A 16,967-nucleotide genomic window follows, 5' to 3' on the forward strand; every position below is an offset into this window, starting at 1 on the left:
CCGTGCAGTCGTTGTTCGAACCGCTGACGATCCTGATCGCTGAAGACAGTGCGGCCGATCGAATGCTGCTGTCGAGTATCGTCCGGCGCCAGGGCCATGAAGTACTGACGGCGGCCAACGGCGCCGAAGCGGTGGAAGCTTTTCGTGAGCAACGACCGCAGTTGGTGTTGATGGACGCCATGATGCCGGTGATGGACGGTTTCGAGGCAGCGCGGCAGATCAAGGCGCTGGCCGGGGAAACCCTGGTGCCGATCATCTTCCTGACCTCGCTGACCGAAAGCGAAGCCCTGGCTCGTTGCCTGGAGGCTGGCGGCGACGACTTTCTGGCGAAGCCCTACAACCAGGTGATCCTCGCCGCCAAGATCAAGGCGATGGACCGCTTGCGGCGCTTGCAAGCCACAGTGCTTGAGCAGCGTGACCAGATCGCCAGGCACCACGAGTACTTGCTCAACGAGCAACGGGTGGCCAAGGCGGTTTTCGATAAAGTCGCCCACTCCGGCTGCCTCAACGCGCCGAATATCCGTTACCTGCAATCGCCCTATGCGCTGTTCAACGGCGATTTGCTGCTGGCATCGTTTAACCCGGCTGGCGACATGCACGTGCTGCTCGGCGATTTCACCGGCCATGGCTTGCCGGCCGCGGTCGGCGCCATGCCGCTGGCGGAAGTGTTCTACGGCATGACCGCCAAGGGCTACGGCTTGTCCGAAATGCTCCGGGAGATGAACGCCAAGCTCAAGCGCATCCTGCCGGTGGACATGTTCTGTTGCGCGACCCTGCTGTGCCTGAGCTTCCAGCGTCGTTCAGTGGAAGTCTGGAATGGCGGTATGCCGGACGGTTATCTGCACAGCAACACCACTGGTGAGCGAACGCCACTGGCCGCGCGGCACTTGCCATTGGGCGTATTGAGCCCGCAAACCTTTAACGATCGCACGGAAGTGTTTCCGATGGCGGTCGGTGATCGGGTCTTCCTGTTGTCCGACGGGGTGATCGATACCTGCGATGCCAACGAGCAACTGTTTGGCGTGGAGCGCCTGGAACAGGTATTTACCGCCAACCGCCGACCCGAAGCGTTGTTCGAAGAGATTGAACGGGCCCTGCACGACTTCCGGGGTGAAGCTCGGGACGATGTGAGCATGGTCGAAGTCAGTCTGCTGGAGGCGGCCCAACTGAACCCGCCAGCGCTGGTGTATTCCGACAGTGGCCAGTCCTGCCCGCTGGATTGGTCGGTGAGTTTCGAGTTCCGCGCCGCCACCCTTAAACGCTTCAATCCGCTGCCGTACCTGTTGCAATTATTGCTTGAGGTCCATGGCCTGCGGGCGCAAAGCGGCGCGTTGTATAGTGTTCTGGCCGAGCTGTATTCCAATGCCCTGGAGCACGGAGTACTCGGGCTGGACTCCACGCTCAAACGCGATGCCTCGGGTTTTGCGCGTTATTACCAGGAGCGCAATACTCGTCTGGACCAGTTACAGGACGGTTATGTGCGCTTGCATTTGCAGGTGACGCCCGAAGGTGAGGGTGGTCGCCTGAGCATCCGGATCGATGACAGTGGCAAGGGTTTCGATGTGGCGCGGGTGATGGAGCGGCCTGTGGATGGTGTCCGTCTGTCGGGGCGTGGTGTCAGTCTGATCCGCCAGTTGAGCCGCAAGGCAAGCTGGTCCGACGATGGTCGTAGTGCACACGTGGAGTTTTACTGGGAGGCTCTGTCATAATCCGCGAATTCTTGATCAAGGAGTGAACAAGTGGCTGAAACACATCTGGATCGCGACGTACTGAGCGCGTTGCAGGAAGTGATGGAGGACGAGTATCCGACCTTGCTGGATACCTTCATCGCCGACTCCGAAGAGCGCTTGCGCGTCCTGCGACAAGCTGAAGATGCGGCGCAACTGATGAACGCTGCCCATAGCTTCAAAGGCAGCAGCAGCAACATGGGCGCCATTCGCCTGGCTGAGCTGTGCAATGAGCTGGAGCAACGCGCCAGGCAAAAAAGCCTCGCCGGCATCGAACAACTGGTTGGGGAAATCGACGGCGAATTCGCCATTGTTCGCCCGCTCTACGAAGCCGAGCGTCAACGCTCACTGGCCGACAATGCGACCGTCCGGCGTTTTTAGACTTTATTTGGCTGGCCTGGCTCGACCTTTGCAGTTATCTCCCTCAACTGTACATACGATCCCAGTGCAGCGGAGACCGCGTCATGCCCGTTACCCCCAATTCGCTTCTTCAGGCCGCTGCCAAGGCCAAGCCTCAAACCGCCACCGCCAATACGCCGGCAGTGGCCGCTGAGCCTGGGGATAAAGCATCCAGCTTCGCTAACGTCTTCGCCAATCAGGCCCGGAACAAGCCCTCCGTGGTGGCTGATGCACCAGTCAAACCGGGCAAGGACAAAACCCCGGACAGCCCGGCAAAAAAGGACGTCAGCAACGATAAGTCTGCCGCCTCGAAGCCGACCGTTGCCGATAGCGGCAAATCCTTGCCCGCCGATAAACCGGCGCCGTCATCCACGGACGACCAGAGCGCCAGCGACAGTGACACCGATGCTACCGATACTCCGGTCGCGGTCGATACTCCGCCGGTTGACCCGGCGCTGGATCCTGCCGTGATGCAAGCGGTGGCGCCAGTCACTCCCGCGCCAGTGGCGCAGACGCCAGCCGTAGTCACGACCGAACAACCGCAGGACGTATTGCCGGCTGTTGCTGCCGCTGTGACTGCCGTGCCGGCGCAAGCTGCCGTGACCACCGACACGGATTTCGATCCGGAGGCCGATCCTCTTGATGCGCTGCCAGCCCTGCGCATGGCCATGGAGCAGAGTGGTCATGTCTCTGCTTCCAGCCAGTCTCAATCCAAAGCGACACCGGCCCAGGCCTCCGCCGACGGCGACCTGACTTCGGCGCAAAACTTCGCCGCCGGCATGGCTACCATGCTCGATGTGAAAGGCGACAAGGACAGCACCAGCCAGGGCGGCGAAAAGGCTTTCAGCGGCTTGCTTAATGAAGGTCTCAAGGACCTGACGTCTTCCAGCAGCGATACCCGGGTCGATGATTTCGCCAGCCGTCTTGCGGCATTGACTCAGGCTGCCACGCCGAAAACCGCCAATGCGCTGCCGGTCAACCAGCCGATCGCCATGCATCAGAGTGGCTGGACCGAAGAAGTGGTGAACCGGGTCATGTACCTGTCCAGCAGCAACCTCAAGGCCGCCGACATTCAGTTGCAACCGGCCGAACTGGGACGCCTGGATATTCGGGTGAACATGGTGCCGGACCAGCAGACCCAAGTGACCTTCATGAGTGCTCACCCGAGCGTGCGCGAAGCACTGGACGGGCAAATGCATCGCCTGCGTGACATGTTCGCGCAACAGGGCATGGGCCAGGTCGATGTCAACGTGTCCGACCAGTCCCGTGGCTGGCAGGGCCAGGGGCAGGATCAACAGGCCCAACAAGGGCAGAGCGGTCGCACCAGCGCCAGTGGCGGTCGGGTGGATGGCATGGATGACGAGATTGTGCCGAGCATTGCCGAAGTCGCCGCCAGCACCACCAGCGTCATCGGCTCCAGCGCCGTCGACTATTACGCCTGATCCCCCCCTGTAGGAGCGAGGCTTGCCCGCGAAGAAGGCGCTGCGGTTTATCAGTTAAACCACATCATCGTTCTTCGCGGGCAAGCCTCGCTCCTACAGTGTTTCTCCAACGCCTCCACGCTCTCCCCGCAACTTCTGGCATAACACTTGCTCTTGCCTTGCCGTGCAACTGTGAAAACCTGAATAGTGACGGATTATTGGCATGGCGAAGAGCGAAGCAGCAGCAGTGGTTAAAGACCCTGCAACCAAAGGCAAACTCAAGCTGATCATTGCGATCGTAGTGGCGGTGCTGCTGGCGATCGGTTTGTCCGTGGGGGCCACCTGGTACTTCATGCACAGTGCCCAGAGCAAACCTGCGGTGGCGGCTGAAACCGCACCGGCCGGCAAGCAACCCGCAGTTTTCGAGCCGATGGCGCCGGCCTTCGTCGCCAACTACAACCAGAACGGCCGCCAGCGCTACATGCAGGTGAGTATCACCATGCAGGGTCGCAACCAGGCGGATCTGGAGGCGCTGAAAGTGCACATGCCGGTCATTCGCAATAACCTCGTCATGCTGTTCTCCGGCCAGGATTTCGCCACTCTCGCGACCCCGGTCGGCCAGGAAATGTTGCGTCAGAAGGCCACCGCCAGCGTCCAGGAAGTGGCGCAGAAAGAGCTCGGCAAAGTGGTGATCGAACAGTTGCTTTTCACTAATTTCGTACTGCAGTAGGAACACGACATGGCCGTGCAGGACCTGCTGTCCCAGGATGAGATCGATGCGCTGTTGCATGGCGTCGACGATGGTCTGGTACAGACCGATACCGCTTCCGAACCCGGCAGCGTCAAAAGTTACGACCTGACCAGCCAGGATCGGATCGTCCGCGGACGCATGCCGACCCTGGAAATGATCAACGAGCGTTTCGCCCGCTACACCCGCATCAGCATGTTCAACATGCTGCGCCGCTCGGCAGACGTTGCCGTCGGTGGCGTGCAGGTGATGAAGTTTGGCGAATACGTGCACTCGCTGTACGTGCCGACCAGCCTCAACCTGGTCAAGATCAAGCCGTTGCGCGGCACCGCGCTGTTCATCCTCGACGCCAAACTGGTGTTCAAACTGGTGGACAACTTCTTCGGCGGCGATGGCCGTCACGCGAAGATCGAAGGGCGTGAATTCACCCCGACCGAGCTGCGTGTGGTGCGCATGGTGCTGGAGCAGGCCTTCATCGATTTGAAAGAAGCCTGGCAGGCGATCATGGAAGTAAACTTCGAGTACATCAACTCGGAAGTGAACCCGGCCATGGCCAACATCGTCGGCCCGAGCGAAGCGATTGTGGTGTCCACGTTCCACATCGAACTCGATGGCGGTGGCGGCGACCTGCACGTGACCATGCCGTACTCGATGATCGAGCCGGTGCGCGAAATGCTCGATGCCGGCTTCCAGTCGGACCTCGATGACCAGGACGAGCGCTGGGTCAACGCCCTGCGCCAGGACGTGCTGGACGTGGATGTGCCGATTGGCGCCACCGTGGCCCGCCGCCAGTTGCGCCTGCGCGACATCCTGCACATGCAGCCGGGGGACATCATCCCGGTCGAGATGCCGGACGAAATGATCATGCGCGCCAACGGCGTGCCTGCGTTCAAGGTCAAGATGGGCTCGCACAAAGGCAACCTCGCGTTGCAGGTGATCGAGCCGATCGAGCGCCGCTGACCGGCGCTCCAATCCCTATTTGCCACATGACTGCTTCTGATCGAAGAGTTACCGAGGACACACGATGAACGACGATATGAACGCCCAGGACGACCAGGCACTGGCTGATGAATGGGCTGCCGCACTGGAAGAAACCGGTGATGCCGGCCAGGACGATATCGATGCCCTGTTGGCCGCCGACACTGGTGGCTCGGCCTCCAACCGTCTGCAGATGGAAGAGTTCGGCAGCGTGCCGAAGAACCACGAGCAGGTCACCCTGGACGGCCCGAACCTGGATGTGATCCTCGACATCCCGGTGTCGATTTCCATGGAAGTCGGCAGCACCGACATCAACATCCGTAACCTGCTGCAACTCAACCAGGGTTCGGTGATCGAGCTTGATCGCCTGGCCGGTGAGCCGCTGGACGTGCTGGTCAACGGCACCCTGATCGCCCACGGCGAAGTGGTTGTGGTCAACGAGAAGTTCGGCATCCGCCTGACGGACGTGATCAGCCCAAGCGAACGTATCAAGAAGCTGCGCTAAGTGAACAAGGTTCTGGGGTTTGTACTGGCATTGCCGCTCAGCGCTTTGGCTGCCGAGCCGGTGGCCACTGCGACGGCCTCCGCCGCACCGGTAGCCAGCAGCGGCATGGCCGGGCAATTGACGCAATTGGTCTTCGGCCTGCTGCTGGTGCTGGGGTTGATCTTCTTCCTCGCCTGGCTGTTGCGTCGGGTGCAGCAAGCCGGACCCGCCGGCAAGGGTCAGGTGATCGATATCATCGGTTCCCGCGCCTTGGGCCCGCGTGATCGGTTGATGCTGGTGCAGGTCGGCAACGAGCAGATTCTGCTCGGTCTGAGCCCTGGCACCATCACCGCATTGCACGTGCTCAAAGAGCCGGTGCACGTGCCGAGCGCGACGGAAAAATCGACCCCGGAATTTGCCCAGCGCCTGATGGAACTGTTGGGCAAGGATCAGAAGGATAAGAAGTAATGGGTGCGCTCCGCATCGTCTTGACCCTGGCCCTGATGCTGGCGGCGCCGCTGGCATTTGCCGCCGATCCGTTGTCGATCCCGGCCATCACCCTGGGCACCAACGCACAGGGTGCGCAGGAATATTCGGTCAGCCTGCAAATCCTGCTGATCATGACCGCGCTGAGCTTCATTCCAGCGTTCGTCATGCTGATGACCAGTTTCACCCGAATCATTATCGTCTTCTCGATCCTGCGTCAGGCCCTGGGCTTGCAGCAGACACCGTCGAACCAGATCCTCACCGGCATGGCGCTGTTCCTGACCATGTTCATCATGGCGCCGGTTTTCGACCGAGTGAACAACGATGCCTTGCAGCCGTACCTCGCGGAGAAAATGACCGCGCAGGACGCCGTGCTCAAGGCGCAAGTGCCGATCAAGGACTTCATGCTGGCCCAGACCCGCACCAGCGATCTGGAGCTGTTCATGCGCCTGTCCAAGCGCACGGACATTGCCACGCCTGATCAGGCGCCGCTGACCATCCTGGTGCCGGCGTTCGTGACCTCGGAGCTTAAAACCGCGTTCCAGATCGGCTTCATGATCTTCATTCCGTTCCTGATCATCGACCTGGTCGTGGCCAGTGTGCTGATGGCCATGGGCATGATGATGCTCTCGCCACTGATCATTTCCCTGCCGTTCAAGATCATGCTGTTCGTGCTGGTGGATGGCTGGGCGTTGATCATCGGTACATTGGCCAGCAGTTTCGGAGGTGTTTCGCCATGACGCCAGAAGTCGCCGTAGACATCTTCCGGGATGCGCTGTGGTTGACCACGATGATGGTCGCGGTGCTGGTGATTCCGAGCCTGCTGGTGGGCTTGTTGGTCGCCATGTTCCAGGCGGCGACCCAGATCAACGAACAGACCTTGAGCTTCCTGCCGCGCCTGTTGGTGATGCTGGTGACGCTGATCGTCGCCGGCCCGTGGCTGGTGCAGACCTTCATGGAATACATCCAGCGGTTGTACGGCAGTATTCCTATGGTCATCGGCTAAGCCATGTCACTGCTACAACTGACCGATACCCAGATCAGCACCTGGGTGGCGACGTTCATGTTGCCGCTGTTTCGCGTCGGCACATTGCTGATGGTCATGCCGATTTTTGGCACGACCCTGGTGCCCCGGCGCGTGCGGGCGTATCTGGCCCTGGCGGTTACGGTGGTGATCACACCGGCGCTGCCGCCAATGCCGCCAGTCAACCCGCTGGACCTCAGCGGGCTGCTGCTGATTGGCGAGCAGATCATCATCGGCGCGGTGCTGGGTTTCTCCTTGCAGCTGTTTTTCCAGGCGTTCGTGGTGGCGGGGCAGATTGTCGCGATCCAGATGGGCATGGGCTTCGCGTCCATGGTCGACCCTACCAACGGCGTGTCGGTGGCGGTGATCGGGCAGTTCTTCACCATGTTGGTGACGCTGATGTTCCTGGGGATGAACGGCCACCTGGTGGTCTTCGAAGTCCTCACCGAAAGCTTCACCACGCTGCCGGTCGGCAGTGGCTTCATGGTCAATCATTTCTGGGAGCTGGCCGGCAAGCTCGGTTGGGTCCTTGGCGCGGCGTTGGTGCTGGTGTTGCCGGCGGTCACTGCGTTGCTGGTGGTCAACATCGCATTTGGCGTGATGACCCGGGCGGCGCCGCAACTGAACATCTTTTCCATCGGTTTTCCGCTGACCCTGGTGCTCGGGATGTTCATTCTCTGGGTCAGCCTGGGCGACATTCTCAACCAGTATCAACCCATGGCCGTCGAGGCCTTGCAGTTTTTACGCGAACTGGCACAGGCGCGCTGAGTCATGGCTGAGAGCGAAAGCGGTCAAGACAAAACAGAAGACCCCACGGACAAGCGCAAGAAAGAATCCCGCGACAAAGGCGAGGTTGCGCGTTCCAAGGAGCTCAACACCCTGGCGATCATGCTGGTCGGTTCCGCTGCGCTGCTGATTTTCGGCGGTGCATTGGCCCAGGACATGATGGAGTTGATGCGCATCAACTTCACCCTGCCCCGGGAAGTGATCATGGATCAGAAGTCCATGGCCAATTACTTGCTGCACTCCGGGCAAATCGGCTTGTGGGCGATTCAGCCGATCATGATCTCGCTGGTGCTGGCGGCGATCATCGGTCCGATTTCCCTGGGCGGCTGGTTGTTTGCGTTCGGCTCCCTGGCGCCGAAGTTCAGCCGCATGAATCCGCTCAGCGGCCTTAAGCGAATGTTTTCCACCAAGGCCCTGGTGGAGCTGCTCAAGGCATTTGCCAAGTTCATTATCGTGCTGTTCGTGGCCCTGGCGGTGTTGTCGTCGGACATCGATGACTTGCAGCGCATCGCCCACGAACCGCTGGAACTGGCGATCATTCACAGCCTGCAAGTGGTGGGCTGGAGCACGTTGTGGATGGCCTGCGGGTTGATCATCATCGCGGCGGTCGATGTGCCGGTGCAGTTGTGGGAAAGCCACAAGAAACTGCTGATGACCAAGCAGGAAATACGCGACGAACACAAGGATCAGGAAGGGCGGCCGGAGGTCAAACAGCGGATTCGTCAGCTGCAGCGCGAGATGTCCCAGCGCCGGATGATGGCGGCAATCCCGGATGCCGACGTGGTGATCACCAACCCGACCCACTACGCCGTAGCGCTCAAGTACGACCCTGAGAAGGGCGGGGCGCCAATGCTACTCGCCAAGGGCAGCGACTTCCTGGCCCTGAAGATTCGCGAAATCGCCGTGGCCAACGAAGTGCTGCTGCTCGAATCGCCGGCCCTGGCGCGATCTATCTATTACTCCACCGAACTCGACCAGGAAATCCCTGGTGGCTTGTACCTGGCCGTTGCCCAGGTGTTGGCCTACGTCTACCAGATCCGCCAGCACCGCGCCGGCAAGGGCAAACGCCCGGATCCGCTCAAGGACGACCTGCCGATCCCGCCGGATTTGCGTCGCGATTCTTAAAGGATCGCAGCCTCGTTGCGCTCGACAGCGCCTACAGGGAATCGCATTTCATGGGGGCGCTGTGATCTTCCAGCAACCTCCCGACTGTCCGAAAAGCCCACGCACCTGTTAGTTCTGACAGTAGACGAGTCGCCCCTCAAACGATGTCATGAATGAACACCATTCAAGGTTGAGAGGGGCAAGTCATGACCGTACGCGAATATAGAAAACTGCAAGGGATGGAGCTGGCATTCGTTGAGGGAGAGCTGAAGAGAAATGCCGGTGAGCGAACCATCAGCTACTCGGTTACCTTCGATATGAGCCTCGACTTCACCCACTTTGTGCAAATGGCGAATGTTTATATTCCGGGGTATCTGGACAATCCGATCAACGCCATTCGGCCAGAGCTGGACGGGCTGGCCTACCATTACTCCTATAACTATTTTTTCGGCGCCGCTGGTGACATTCGGGACAACAAGGCGCTGTTCGACGTGTTCACAAGCCCCGGCTACTACATGGATCAGTGGTCAAACGGCGGGCTCGGGCTGGAGCAGCGTTACAGCAAGCCTGAATTCACACGTGTAGACGGAAAGTTGCGAATCACCGCGCAGACCGACTTTCGATGGGAAGACCCGGCACGCCAGATCGATACCGCCGACCTGCCAATTATTCGCTTCCAATGGGCGCTCAATTTGCTGCAAGGCGATACGCTGCTGACCGACGTGGCACCAACAACAATGGCGATTTTCATGTATGCCCAAGAGGACCTCGTTGAGGTTGAGGGCCAGAGCATGTACAGGGGCACACGGTACATGAAGGGCCGTGAACTCAGTTTCGGCGAAATATTGCCTGGGCAGATTCTGGCGGCGGAGTGATTGGCCGGTTTTACCCTGTGGGAGCGAGCCTGCTCGCGAAAGCGGTCTGTCAGTCAACATTGATGTTGAAACTGATGGCCCTTCGCGAGCAGGCTCGCTCCCACAAGGGATTGTGTAGGGCGAGCAAATGTCTGGAAATTTCGCTTGAATACCGCTGTTTAAGATCGTTCCCACGCTCTGCGTGGGAATGCCTCTTCGGACGCTCCGCGTTCGGCTTTTGATGGGACGCAGAGCGTCCCTGGCTGCATTCCCAGGCAGAGCGTGGGAGCGATCAACCTCTATTTCCGAACCCCGCAAAAGTTGGAAGGCTTCTTGCAGTAGCCGCTCTGCGTCTGCTTCAGGCGTCAAAAGTTTGCTTTAAAGGAACGGGGAAAACCGGTGGATCGCTCTCAGTTAATCAACAGTGCTCGCACAAACGTCGCCGACTTGAGTCGGGGCAATCTGGGTGTGCCGCTGTTGCTGCTGGTCATGCTGGCCATGATGATGTTGCCAGTGCCGCCGTTCCTGCTGGACGTGTTCTTCACGTTCAACATCGCCTTGTCGATCGTCGTGCTGCTGGTCTGCGTCTACGCCTTGCGGCCACTGGATTTCGCGGTTTTCCCGACCATCCTGCTGGTGGCGACACTGATGCGCCTGGCGCTGAACGTGGCCTCCACGCGGGTGGTAATGCTCCACGGTCAGGAAGGTCACGCCGCAGCAGGTAAGGTGATCCAGGCCTTCGGTGAGGTGGTGATCGGCGGTAACTACGTGGTCGGTATCGTGGTCTTCGCGATTTTGATGATCATCAACTTCGTCGTAGTGACCAAGGGTGCCGGGCGGATTTCCGAGGTGAGCGCGCGCTTCACCCTCGATGCGATGCCCGGCAAACAAATGGCCATCGACGCCGACCTCAACGCCGGCCTGATCGATCAAAACCAAGCCAAATTGCGCCGCATGGAAGTCGCCCAGGAAGCCGAGTTCTACGGTTCCATGGACGGTGCCAGCAAATTCGTGCGCGGTGACGCCATCGCCGGCCTGCTGATTCTGTTCATCAACCTGATCGGCGGCATGGCGGTCGGTATCTTCCAGCACGGCATGACCTTCGGCGATGCCGGTCGGGTTTACGCGCTGTTGACCATCGGTGACGGTTTGGTGGCGCAATTGCCATCACTGTTGTTATCTACAGCAGCGGCGATCATGGTGACCCGTGCTTCCGGCTCGGAAGACATGGGCAAGCAGATCGGTCGCCAGATGTTCGCCTCGCCCAAAGCGTTGGCGGTAGCGGCAGGTTTGATGGCAGTCATGGGCCTGGTGCCCGGCATGCCGCACTTCTCCTTTCTCAGCATGGCGGCCCTGGCGGGCGGCGGCGCGTACCTGTTCTGGAAGAAGCAGAGCGTGGTCAAGGTCCAGGCCCTGCAAGAGGTCAAGCGTCAACAAGAGCTGCTGCCATCCCCGGCCCGCGCCCAGGAAACCAAGGAACTTGGCTGGGATGACGTGACCCCGATCGACATGATCGGCCTGGAAGTCGGCTATCGCCTGATTCCGCTGGTGGATCGTAACCAGGGTGGTCAGTTGCTGGCGCGGATCAAGGGCGTGCGCAAGAAGCTGTCCCAGGACCTGGGCTTCCTGATGCCGACTGTGCACATTCGTGACAACCTCGACCTGGCGCCGAGCGCCTATCGCTTGACCCTGATGGGCGTGATCCTCGCTGAAGCCGAGATTTACCCGGATCGCGAGCTGGCGATCAACCCCGGCCAGGTCTACGGCACGCTGAACGGCATTACCGCCAAAGATCCGGCTTTTGGCCTGGAGGCGGTCTGGATCGAAATCAGCCAGCGCGCCCAGGCGCAGTCCCTCGGCTACACCGTGGTGGATGCCAGTACGGTGGTGGCAACCCACTTGAACCAGATTCTGTACAAGCACTCCAGTGAGCTGATTGGCCACGAAGAAGTGCAGCAACTCATGCAATTGCTGGCCAAAAGCTCGCCGAAACTGGCTGAAGAGCTGGTGCCGGGCGTGGTGTCGCTGTCGCAACTGCTCAAGGTCTTGCAGGCGTTGCTCGCCGAACAAGTGCCGGTTCGCGACATTCGCAGCATTGCCGAGGCCATCGCCAACAACGCCAGCAAGAGTCAAGATACTGCCGCGCTGGTGGCCGCTGTGCGCGTCGGCGTAAGCCGCGCAATCGTCCAAAGCATTGTAGGGACTGAGTCGGAGCTGCCAGTTATCACCTTGGAGCCAAGGTTGGAACAAATATTGCTCAATAGTCTTCAGAAGGCAGGACAAGGCTCGGAAGAGGGCGTTCTGCTGGAGCCAAGCATGGCAGAGAAGCTGCAACGCTCGTTGATCGATGCGGCACAGCGTCAAGAGATGCAAGGTCAACCGGTGATTCTGCTGGTAGCCGGTCCGGTTCGTGCGATGTTGTCGCGTTTCGGCAGGCTGGCAGTCCCGGGTTTGCACGTGTTGGCGTATCAGGAAATCCCTGACAACAAGCAAGTGACCATCGTTGCGACAGTAGGGCCCAACGGCTGAGGTAGTGGTTTATGCAAGTTAAGCGTTTTTTCGCCGCCGATATGCGTCAGGCCATGAAACTGGTTCGTGATGAGCTGGGCGCTGACGCGGCCATTATTGGCAACCGCCGGATCGCCGGCGGTGTGGAGCTGACGGCTGCCCTGGATTACAAACTGTCGGCGCTGGCCCCGCGTGTTCCGAACATGGAACTCGAGGATGAGCTGCGCAAGACCCAGTCGCGCATCGTCACTGCCCAGGCCGAACTGAGCCTGCGTGGTGAAGGCGAGACCAACGGCGACAAGACCACCAATCGCCAGTTGTTCGCCGGCCTGCCGTTGACCGCCGCCGAGCCGCTGATCGAACCCACGTATTCCGAACCTCGTCGTGCAGCGCCGACCCCTGCGCCAGCCGCCGGCGGTGTTGACCCACGGGCTTTCGACTCGATGCGTTTCGAGCTCAACAGCCTGCGCGAATTGATGGAAGTGCAACTCGGCTCGCTGGCCTGGAATCAGCTGCAAGGCAGCCGTCCGGCCCAGGCCAACCTGTGGCGTCGCCTGCAACGCATCGGCTTGTCCGGCCCGTTGTCCCGCGACCTGCTGGCGCTGATTACCGATATTGAAGAACCCCGTCAGGCCTGGCGCATGTTGCTGGCGCACCTGGCGCGGATGATCGCCACACCGGAAGTCGAGCCACTGGAAGAGGGCGGCGTGATTGCGATGGTCGGCCCAGCCGGCATGGGCAAGACCACCACGCTGGCCAAGCTTGCGGCGCGTTATGTGCTCAAGTACGGCGCGCAGAGCATCGCGCTGGTGAGCATGGACAGCTACCGCATCGGCGCTCAGGAACAACTCAAGACGCTGGGTCGCATTCTTAATGTGTCGGTGACCCACGTCGATCCGGGCCAGTCCCTGGTGCAGGCGCTGGACCCGTTGCTGCGCAAGCGTGTGATTCTGATCGATACCGCAGGCCTTCAGGCCAGCGATCCGGCACTGCGCATGCAGCTCGAAAGCCTGGCCGGTCGCGGGATCAAATCGAAAAATTATCTGGTCTTGGCAACCACCAGCCAGAAACAGGTTCTAACCGCTGCTTATCACAGCTACAAGCGGTGTGGGCTGGCCGGCTGCATCCTGACTAAACTGGATGAGACGGCGAGTCTGGGCGAGGTGTTGAGCCTGGCCATCAGTCATGAATTGCCGGTGGCTTACCTCACCGATGGCCCACGGATTCCAGATGATTTGCATCTGCCGCGGCGTCACCAGTTGGTCAGTCGCGCGGTCAGCGTGCAAATGCAGGAAGAACCCAGCGAAGAAGCCATGGCTGACATGTTCGCTGATATTTACCACAGCCCGACCAAGCAGGTTGGCTGAGGTACTAATGAACAGTTTTTGTACCTACATCGATGGTCTGCCATGCATTGTTCAGTTGATGAACGCGCAGCCAGTAATGTGGCCTCCGTCTATGCAAGACAAGGTAAAGAAATAACATGGGCAGCATGCATCCCGTACAGGTGATCGCGGTGACCGGCGGCAAAGGTGGCGTCGGGAAGACTAACGTGTCAGTGAACTTGTCCCTGGCTCTAGCAGAGCTTGGCCGGCGCGTCATGCTGCTGGACGCCGATCTGGGTCTGGCGAACGTCGACGTTCTGCTGGGACTGACGCCCAAACGTACCCTGGCCGACGTGATCGAAGGCCGCTGCGAGCTGCGCGACGTTCTGTTGCAAGGCCCCGGCGGTATCCGCATCGTGCCGGCCGCGTCCGGCACTCAGAGCATGGTGCATCTGAGCCCGGCCCAACACGCCGGCCTGATCCAGGCTTTCAGCGATATCGGCGATAACCTCGACGTATTGGTGATCGACACCGCTGCGGGTATTGGTGACTCGGTAGTCAGTTTTGTTCGCGCAGCCCAGGAAGTGTTGCTGGTGGTGTGTGACGAGCCGACGTCGATTACCGATGCCTACGCCCTGATCAAATTGCTCAACCGCGACTACGGCATGAACCGCTTCCGCGTCCTGGCCAACATGGCCCAGAGCCCGCAAGAAGGTCGCAACCTGTTCGCCAAGTTGACCAAGGTCACGGACCGCTTCCTCGACGTCGCCTTACAATACGTCGGTGCTGTGCCTTATGACGAAAGCGTGCGCAAGGCCGTGCAGAAGCAACGTGCTGTCTACGAAGCCTTCCCGCGCTCCAAGTGCGCCCTGGCCTTCAAGGCGATTGCCCAGAAAGTCGACACCTGGCCGCTGCCGGCCAACCCGCGCGGGCACCTGGAATTTTTCGTCGAGCGTCTCGTGCAACAGACCGCAGGACCCGTCCTATGACAGCCAGTGGCTACAACCTCTACAAGAAATCGGCGCGTGATTCGCAATACGAGCTGATCGAGCGTTATGCGCCACTGGTTAAACGCATTGCTTACCACTTGCTGGCGCGTTTGCCGGCCAGTGTCCAGGTGGAAGACCTGATCCAGGCCGGGATGATTGGCCTGCTTGAAGTGTCGACCAAATATGACGCCAGCAAAGGCGCGAGTTTCGAAACGTACGCGGGCATTCGAATCCGTGGCGCGATGCTCGATGAAGTACGCAAGGGGGACTGGGCACCACGTTCGGTCCACCGCAATACCCGTATGGTCAGCGACGCAATTCGCTCGATTGAAGCTAAAACCGGCCGTGACGCTAAAGATCACGAGGTTGCGGCCGAACTCCAATTGAGTCTCGACGATTATTACGGGATTTTGAACGATACCTTGGGCAGCCGCCTCTTCAGTTTCGACGACCTGTTGCAGGACGGCGAACACGAAGGGCTGCACGAGGATGGCGCCAGTGCTCATATGGAGCCGTCGCGCGATCTGGAAGATGAACGTTTCCAGGCTGCATTGGCGGACGCGATTGCCAATTTGCCGGAGCGTGAGCGACTGGTGTTGGCGCTGTACTACGACGAAGAGCTGAACCTCAAGGAAATCGGTGAGGTCCTGGGTGTCAGCGAATCGCGTGTCAGCCAGTTACACAGCCAGTGCGCGGCCCGCTTGCGGGGGCGTTTGGGGGAGTGGCGAGCGCGCTGAAGGCAGTGTGGGGACACTGCGAACGAGGCTGGTGTGGTGTTGAACTGCAGCGGTCTCGATCTGTTGTGCTCCAGACAGTCATTTGAGTGCTTTGCCGGATTGATTGAAATGGCGCGTCCAGGTGCTGGGCGCGTTTAAGACTGCTTGGAGGTCGAATTGGACAAGAACATGAAAATCCTCATCGTTGATGACTTCTCAACGATGCGGCGGATCATTAAAAACCTGTTGCGTGACCTTGGGTTCACCAACACGGTCGAGGCTGACGATGGCACCACTGCCATTCCGGTTCTCAACAGCGGCAGCATCGACTTTCTGGTAACAGACTGGAACATGCCTGGCATGACCGGCATCGACCTGCTGCGCCACGTGCGCGCCGATGAAAAACTCAAGCACTTGCCAGTGCTGATGGTGACCGCTGAAGCCAAGCGCGAGCAGATCATCGAAGCGGCCCAGGCCGGTGTTAACGGCTATGTGGTCAAACCCTTCACGGCCCAGGCGTTGAAAGAAAAAATCGAAAAGATTTTCGAACGCATCGGTTGAGCAACTGCGCCACGGGGGAGCTATGGAGCATAACGAATCTTCACAGGGCGATTTTGAATCGACCCTGAAAAAACATGCGGTCGAACTGGTCGAAAGCCTTGAAAAAGGCAGGTTCGGCGACGCTGTGCAACTGATCCATGAGCTCAACCAGACCCGTGACCGCGGCCTGTATCAGGAAGTGGGCAAGCTCACTCGTGAGCTGCATAGCGCGATCGTCAATTTCCAGATTGACCCGAACATGCCGCAAGCCGAGGAAGTCTCGCAGATCACGGATGCCACCGAGCGTCTGGGTTATGTGGTCAAGCTGACCGAGGCCGCTGCCAACCGCACCATGGACCTGGTGGAAAACGCCACGCCGCTGGTCAATGGCCTGAGCCAGGAAGCCCAGGCCTTGAGCACTGACTGGGGACGCTTCATGCGTCGCGAAGTCGGGGCTGAAGAGTTCCGTGAGCTGGCCCGGCGGGTCGACGGTTTCCTGACACGCAGCAGCGAAGAAAATCGCGTGGTGTCGAGCAACCTGAACGACATTCTGCTGGCTCAGGATTACCAGGACCTCACCGGTCAAGTGATCAAGCGCGTGACCCAATTGGTCACCGAAGTTGAAAGCAACCTGCTCAAGCTCGTGCTCATGGCCAGCCAGGTAGACCGCTTTGCGGGTATCGAACATGACCGTGAAGCGATGCTTGCTGAAAAAGATCCGCAAAAACATCTCTCTCAGGGTGAAGGTCCGCAGATTCATGCCGATAAAAGAGAAGACGTTGTGTCCGGTCAGGACGATGTGGACGATTTGTTATCCAGCCTAGGATTTTAGAGTTTTAGCATTTTAGGTTTTTTAGGTTTTTAGACCTTGGGAGCAC

18 protein-coding genes are annotated in these 16,967 nt (G+C 59.6%); all 18 read left to right on the forward strand.

From position 1 onward, the window contains the following. Positions 1–2: 2 nt before the first annotated feature. The 18 genes from ACIOYV_RS22965 (at position 3) to ACIOYV_RS23050 (ending at position 16,921) form a co-directional block, all read left to right on the forward strand. Positions 3–1,709 carry a SpoIIE family protein phosphatase gene (locus ACIOYV_RS22965; RefSeq protein WP_401327387.1) on the forward strand — a complete coding sequence of 569 codons (1,707 nt, stop codon included), beginning with the start codon at positions 3–5 and terminating at the stop codon, positions 1,707–1,709. A 30-nt stretch (positions 1,710–1,739) separates the two neighbouring features. Further along, positions 1,740–2,108 carry an Hpt domain-containing protein gene (locus tag ACIOYV_RS22970; protein WP_401327272.1) on the forward strand — a complete coding sequence of 123 codons (369 nt, stop codon included), beginning with the start codon at positions 1,740–1,742 and terminating at the stop codon, positions 2,106–2,108. Positions 2,109–2,191: 83 nt separating this feature from the next. Further along, on the forward strand, positions 2,192–3,568 hold the full coding sequence (locus tag ACIOYV_RS22975; RefSeq protein ID WP_401327275.1) for a flagellar hook-length control protein FliK: 1,377 nt from the start codon (positions 2,192–2,194) through the stop codon (positions 3,566–3,568). A gap of 202 nt (positions 3,569–3,770) precedes the next feature. Next, complete coding sequence (gene fliL / locus ACIOYV_RS22980) at positions 3,771–4,277, forward strand: flagellar basal body-associated protein FliL (protein ID WP_054049339.1); 507 nt, start codon at positions 3,771–3,773, stop codon at positions 4,275–4,277. Between the two features lie 9 nt (positions 4,278–4,286). Beyond that, on the forward strand, positions 4,287–5,255 hold the full coding sequence (gene fliM / locus ACIOYV_RS22985) for a flagellar motor switch protein FliM (RefSeq protein WP_054049342.1): 969 nt from the start codon (positions 4,287–4,289) through the stop codon (positions 5,253–5,255). Between the two features lie 64 nt (positions 5,256–5,319). Further along, positions 5,320–5,778, forward strand: coding sequence for a flagellar motor switch protein FliN (gene fliN, locus ACIOYV_RS22990; protein ID WP_054049344.1), 459 nt, complete (start codon positions 5,320–5,322; stop codon positions 5,776–5,778). Further along, a complete protein-coding gene (gene fliO / locus ACIOYV_RS22995) occupies positions 5,779–6,225 on the forward strand; it encodes a flagellar biosynthetic protein FliO (protein ID WP_401327280.1) in 447 nt (148 codons plus the stop codon). It begins immediately after the preceding gene. Then, complete coding sequence (gene fliP / locus ACIOYV_RS23000; protein ID WP_054049348.1) at positions 6,225–6,983, forward strand: flagellar type III secretion system pore protein FliP; 759 nt, start codon at positions 6,225–6,227, stop codon at positions 6,981–6,983. Before fliO ends, fliP begins: the two co-directional genes overlap by 1 nt. Further along, a complete protein-coding gene (gene fliQ / locus ACIOYV_RS23005; protein WP_054049350.1) occupies positions 6,980–7,249 on the forward strand; it encodes a flagellar biosynthesis protein FliQ in 270 nt (89 codons plus the stop codon). Before fliP ends, fliQ begins: the two co-directional genes overlap by 4 nt. A 3-nt stretch (positions 7,250–7,252) precedes the next feature. Beyond that, on the forward strand, positions 7,253–8,035 hold the full coding sequence (gene fliR, locus ACIOYV_RS23010) for a flagellar biosynthetic protein FliR (protein WP_401327284.1): 783 nt from the start codon (positions 7,253–7,255) through the stop codon (positions 8,033–8,035). A gap of 3 nt (positions 8,036–8,038) precedes the next feature. Continuing rightward, the gene (gene flhB / locus ACIOYV_RS23015) at positions 8,039–9,178 is read left to right on the forward strand and encodes a flagellar biosynthesis protein FlhB (protein ID WP_401327286.1); all 1,140 of its coding nucleotides are present in this window, start codon (positions 8,039–8,041) and stop codon (positions 9,176–9,178) included. Positions 9,179–9,363: 185 nt separating this feature from the next. After that, a complete protein-coding gene (locus ACIOYV_RS23020) occupies positions 9,364–10,032 on the forward strand; it encodes a hypothetical protein (protein WP_401327289.1) in 669 nt (222 codons plus the stop codon). A 378-nt stretch (positions 10,033–10,410) separates the two neighbouring features. After that, positions 10,411–12,540 carry a flagellar biosynthesis protein FlhA gene (flhA, locus tag ACIOYV_RS23025; protein WP_054049358.1) on the forward strand — a complete coding sequence of 710 codons (2,130 nt, stop codon included), beginning with the start codon at positions 10,411–10,413 and terminating at the stop codon, positions 12,538–12,540. Between the two features lie 11 nt (positions 12,541–12,551). After that, a complete protein-coding gene (flhF, locus tag ACIOYV_RS23030) occupies positions 12,552–13,886 on the forward strand; it encodes a flagellar biosynthesis protein FlhF (protein ID WP_401327292.1) in 1,335 nt (444 codons plus the stop codon). A gap of 116 nt (positions 13,887–14,002) precedes the next feature. Next, positions 14,003–14,833 carry a flagellar synthesis regulator FleN gene (gene fleN, locus ACIOYV_RS23035; protein WP_003222917.1) on the forward strand — a complete coding sequence of 277 codons (831 nt, stop codon included), beginning with the start codon at positions 14,003–14,005 and terminating at the stop codon, positions 14,831–14,833. Next, positions 14,830–15,570 carry an RNA polymerase sigma factor FliA gene (gene fliA / locus ACIOYV_RS23040; RefSeq protein WP_054049361.1) on the forward strand — a complete coding sequence of 247 codons (741 nt, stop codon included), beginning with the start codon at positions 14,830–14,832 and terminating at the stop codon, positions 15,568–15,570. The genes fleN and fliA overlap by 4 nt, the downstream gene beginning before the upstream one ends. A 168-nt stretch (positions 15,571–15,738) precedes the next feature. Further along, complete coding sequence (locus ACIOYV_RS23045) at positions 15,739–16,110, forward strand: chemotaxis response regulator CheY (protein WP_003183998.1); 372 nt, start codon at positions 15,739–15,741, stop codon at positions 16,108–16,110. Between the two features lie 22 nt (positions 16,111–16,132). Continuing rightward, a complete protein-coding gene (locus ACIOYV_RS23050) occupies positions 16,133–16,921 on the forward strand; it encodes a protein phosphatase CheZ (RefSeq protein ID WP_054049363.1) in 789 nt (262 codons plus the stop codon). Positions 16,922–16,967 lie beyond the last annotated feature (46 nt).

This window comes from Pseudomonas sp. NPDC087342 (genome assembly GCF_044744265.1).
Classification (GTDB): Bacteria; Pseudomonadota; Gammaproteobacteria; order Pseudomonadales; family Pseudomonadaceae; genus Aquipseudomonas; species Aquipseudomonas nunensis.

Bases quoted from the DNA above. Each gene is read 5' to 3' on its own strand.
- fleN (WP_003222917.1), top strand. From the start codon at position 14,003: ATGGGCAGCATGCATCCCGTACAGGTGATCGCGGTGACCGGCGGCAAA.
- fliR (WP_401327284.1), top strand. From the start codon at position 7,253: ATGTCACTGCTACAACTGACCGATACCCAGATCAGCACCTGGGTGGCG.
- ACIOYV_RS23050 (WP_054049363.1), top strand. From the start codon at position 16,133: ATGGAGCATAACGAATCTTCACAGGGCGATTTTGAATCGACCCTGAAA.
- fliN (WP_054049344.1), top strand. From the start codon at position 5,320: ATGAACGACGATATGAACGCCCAGGACGACCAGGCACTGGCTGATGAA.
- ACIOYV_RS23045 (WP_003183998.1), top strand. From the start codon at position 15,739: ATGAAAATCCTCATCGTTGATGACTTCTCAACGATGCGGCGGATCATT.
- fliM (WP_054049342.1), top strand. From the start codon at position 4,287: ATGGCCGTGCAGGACCTGCTGTCCCAGGATGAGATCGATGCGCTGTTG.
- flhB (WP_401327286.1), top strand. From the start codon at position 8,039: ATGGCTGAGAGCGAAAGCGGTCAAGACAAAACAGAAGACCCCACGGAC.
- fliL (WP_054049339.1), top strand. From the start codon at position 3,771: ATGGCGAAGAGCGAAGCAGCAGCAGTGGTTAAAGACCCTGCAACCAAA.
- fliA (WP_054049361.1), top strand. From the start codon at position 14,830: ATGACAGCCAGTGGCTACAACCTCTACAAGAAATCGGCGCGTGATTCG.
- ACIOYV_RS22975 (WP_401327275.1), top strand. From the start codon at position 2,192: ATGCCCGTTACCCCCAATTCGCTTCTTCAGGCCGCTGCCAAGGCCAAG.
- ACIOYV_RS23020 (WP_401327289.1), top strand. From the start codon at position 9,364: ATGACCGTACGCGAATATAGAAAACTGCAAGGGATGGAGCTGGCATTC.
- fliQ (WP_054049350.1), top strand. From the start codon at position 6,980: ATGACGCCAGAAGTCGCCGTAGACATCTTCCGGGATGCGCTGTGGTTG.
- fliP (WP_054049348.1), top strand. From the start codon at position 6,225: ATGGGTGCGCTCCGCATCGTCTTGACCCTGGCCCTGATGCTGGCGGCG.
- flhF (WP_401327292.1), top strand. From the start codon at position 12,552: ATGCAAGTTAAGCGTTTTTTCGCCGCCGATATGCGTCAGGCCATGAAA.